Below are 2,957 nucleotides of genomic sequence, written 5' to 3'. Positions count from 1 at the left end.
GGCGGGCCCCGCCCCGGCCCTGGACACCTCCACCGAGCACCCGACCCCGCCCGCCGCGGACGGCAAGGCATGAAGCCCCCCACCCCCACCCCGCTCCGCAGGACGGGAGCCCGCCACCCGGCGACCGGAGGCCCGCAGTGACCGATCCCGCCGACCCCCACGTCCCGTGCGACAGCTGCCGGGCCGCCGCCCAACGGGCCCGCCCGCGGCGCCGGCCCCTCCGCAGGGCCGCGCTGGCCGCGCTGCTCCTGCTGCTCGTGGGCGGCGCGGCCACCGGCTGCGGCGGCCGCGCCACCACCCACCACAAACCCGGCACCACCCACGAACAGGCCTCCGGCGACGTCGGCACCCTGCTCGGCACCCAGGACGGCAGCGGGCGCCGCCTGCGCGAGGTGCCGGCCCAGGGCGCGCCGGAGGTACGGCTCACCGCCCGCCCCGACTCCGAGGACGGCTGGAACCTCCAGCTGGGCGTGGCCCACTTCCGCTTCACCCCCGACAGCACCGGCGGCCCGCGTGTACGGCCCCTGGTTCCACCTGCCCGCGGCGCAGGTGCCCGAGGGCGCGCACACCCTGACCGTCCGCCTCTACGCCGACGACCACACGGCCTGGGCCGTCGCCGGCAAACCCGTCGAGACGGCGGTGCAGCTGACCGCGGGCCCCCGGGGCCAGGAGTCCCACAGCCACCCCGCACCCGCCCCCACCGGCACCCCGCCGCCCCCGCAGGCACCCCAGGCCGACCGGACCGTCACCCTCACCGTCCGCGACGGCAAGGTGTCCCCGCCCACCGGCCGCACCGAGCTGAGGCGCGGCGAGCGGATCGCCCTGCGCGTCACCAGCGACCGCGCCGACACCCTGCACGTCCACGGCTACGACAAGGAACTCGCCCTGCCGGCGGGCCAGGAGGCCACCCTGGTCCTCACGGCCGACCGCACGGGCCTCTTCGAGGTCGAGACCCACGAGTCCGGACTCGTCCTGACCCAGCTCCTCGTCCGATGACGCCCCGCCCGGCCGGCCCGTCGACCCTCCTCGCGCACGGGATCGGCTCCCAGCACGACCTGCCGATCTCCCCCTTCTACGCCTTCGCCGGCGCCTTCACCGCGCTCTTCGTCTCCTTCCTCGCACTCGGTCTCCTCTGGTCCGCGTCCCGCTTCCGCGGCGACCGCTCCGGCCTCGCCCTGCCCGCCGGGTTCCAGCGGGTGGCCGACGCGCCGGCCACCCGCACCGCCCTGCGCGGGCTGGGTCTCGCCGCAGCCCTCGCCGTGCTCCTCCACCTCCTCCTCGGTCCCGACGACCCGGCCCGCAACCCCGCCCCGGGCGCCGTCTACGTCCTGCTGTGGGTCGGACTCGTGCCCGCCTCCCTCCTCCTCGGCCCCGTCTGGCGCCTGCTCAACCCGCTCCGCACCCTGCACCGCCTCCTCGCCCGGGCCCGCCGCCGCCCGCCCGAGTCCGGCCGCCCCCTGCCGCCCGGACTCGGCCAATGGCCCGCCGCCGCCGGGCTGTTCGCCTTCACCTGGCTCGAACTGGTCTCTCCCGATCCCGCGTCCACCACCTCCCTCCTGATCGCCCTCACCGGCTACACCGCCGTGCACCTGCTGCTAGCCGCCCGCTTCGGCGAGGGCTGGTTCACCGGCGCCGACGCCTTCGAGGCCTACTCCGGCCTCCTGTCCCGCCTCTCCCCCCTGGGCCGCCGCCACGACGGCCGCCTCGTCCTGCGCAACCCCTTCCACGGACTCGACGCGACGCCCGAGCGGCCCGGACTCGTCGCCACCGTCTGCGTCCTCCTCGGCTCCACCGCCTACGACGGCTACTCCGACAACCCCTCCTGGATCAACGCCGTTCAGACCTCCCCCCTCGGCCGCACCCCCACGGCCACGCTCGGACTGCTCGCTTCCATCGCCCTCGTCGCCACCCTCTACTGCCTGTGCGCGGGAGCCACCCGCCTCGTCAGCGGCCCGCACCCCCGCCCGCTGACCGCCTTCGCCCACTCACTCGTGCCGATCGCCCTCGGCTATCTCATCGCCCATTACTTCTCCCTCCTCGTCACCGAAGGACCACGCACAGTAAGCATGGCACTCGGCACTGACAACGGCCCCGATCCCAGTCCCCCCTTGGGTTCCGGGGGCCTCGCCGCCCTCCAGGTGATCGCCGTCGTCACCGGACACATACTCGGCGTGATCGCCGCCCACGACCGCTCCGTACGCCTCTTCCCACCCGCCAGAGCCGTCGCCGGACAACTGCCCCTGCTCGCGCTGATGATCACGTACACCATCGGCGGGCTCAGCCTCCTCTTGAACTGAGCGCCGCCGGGAAGGGCATGATGGATCCCGTGCCTCCAGCCCACCCCCTGCGCCGGGCCCCCGTCCAGCAGCGCAGCGCCGACCGCCTCGCCCGGATCCTCGACGCCTGCGCCGAACTCCTCGACGAGACCGGGTCCTCGACGAGACCGGGTACGAGAACCTGAGCACCCGCGCCGTCGCCCTGCGCGCCGGCGTGCCCATCGGCTCGGTGTACCGCTTCTTCGGCAACAAGCGGGCCATGGCCGCCGCCCTGGCCCAGCGCAACCTCGACCGGTACGCCGAGGGCATCACGGCCCGGCTCGCCCTGGTCCCCGCCACCCACTGGCGGCCCGTCGTGGACGCGGTGCTGGACGAGTACCTGGCCATGAAGCGGACCGTCCCCGGCTTCGCCCTGGTCGACTTCGGGGTGCCCGCCCCGCCCGCCGAGGGCCCGGACGCCGACCCCAACCACCAGGTCGCGGCCCGGCTCACCACGCTCCTGTGCGGCCACCTCGGGCTCACCCCCGACCCGGTCCTCGGGCGGGCGGTCCTGGTGGCCGTCGAGGCGACGGACGCCCTCGTGCAACTGGCCTTCCGGTCCGACCCGGCCGGTGACCCGGGGATCGTCGACGAGACCCGGGCGATGATGCACGCCTACCTGGCCCGCGTCCTGGACTGACC

General features: G+C 75.4%; 2 protein-coding genes and 1 pseudogene. All 3 read left to right on the top strand.

Features of this window, described 5'->3' with window-relative positions; genetic code table 11:
- Nucleotides 1-513: 513 nt before the first annotated feature.
- The 3 genes and pseudogenes from VR44_RS48920 to VR44_RS26890 all read left to right on the top strand — a co-directional run bounded on the left by VR44_RS48920 (nt 514) and on the right by VR44_RS26890 (nt 2,955).
- Nucleotides 514-996: a cupredoxin domain-containing protein gene (locus tag VR44_RS48920; protein WP_342669397.1), complete on the top strand. Its 483-nt coding sequence runs from the start codon at nt 514-516 to the stop codon at nt 994-996.
- The gene (locus VR44_RS26895; protein ID WP_045950198.1) at nt 993-2,297 is read left to right on the top strand and encodes a hypothetical protein; all 1,305 of its coding nucleotides are present in this window, start codon (nt 993-995) and stop codon (nt 2,295-2,297) included. Before VR44_RS48920 ends, VR44_RS26895 begins: the two co-directional genes overlap by 4 nt.
- A gap of 20 nt (nt 2,298-2,317) precedes the next feature.
- Nucleotides 2,318-2,955: pseudogene (locus VR44_RS26890) on the top strand (TetR/AcrR family transcriptional regulator).
- The last annotated feature ends 2 nt before the right edge of the window (nt 2,956-2,957 follow it).

It is taken from the genome of Streptomyces katrae (genome assembly GCF_000966975.1).
In the GTDB taxonomy this organism is placed as follows: domain Bacteria; phylum Actinomycetota; class Actinomycetes; order Streptomycetales; family Streptomycetaceae; genus Streptomyces; species Streptomyces katrae.
The sequence above is the reverse complement of the archived record's forward strand: the minus strand, read 5'-3'. Positions and strand labels throughout refer to the sequence as shown.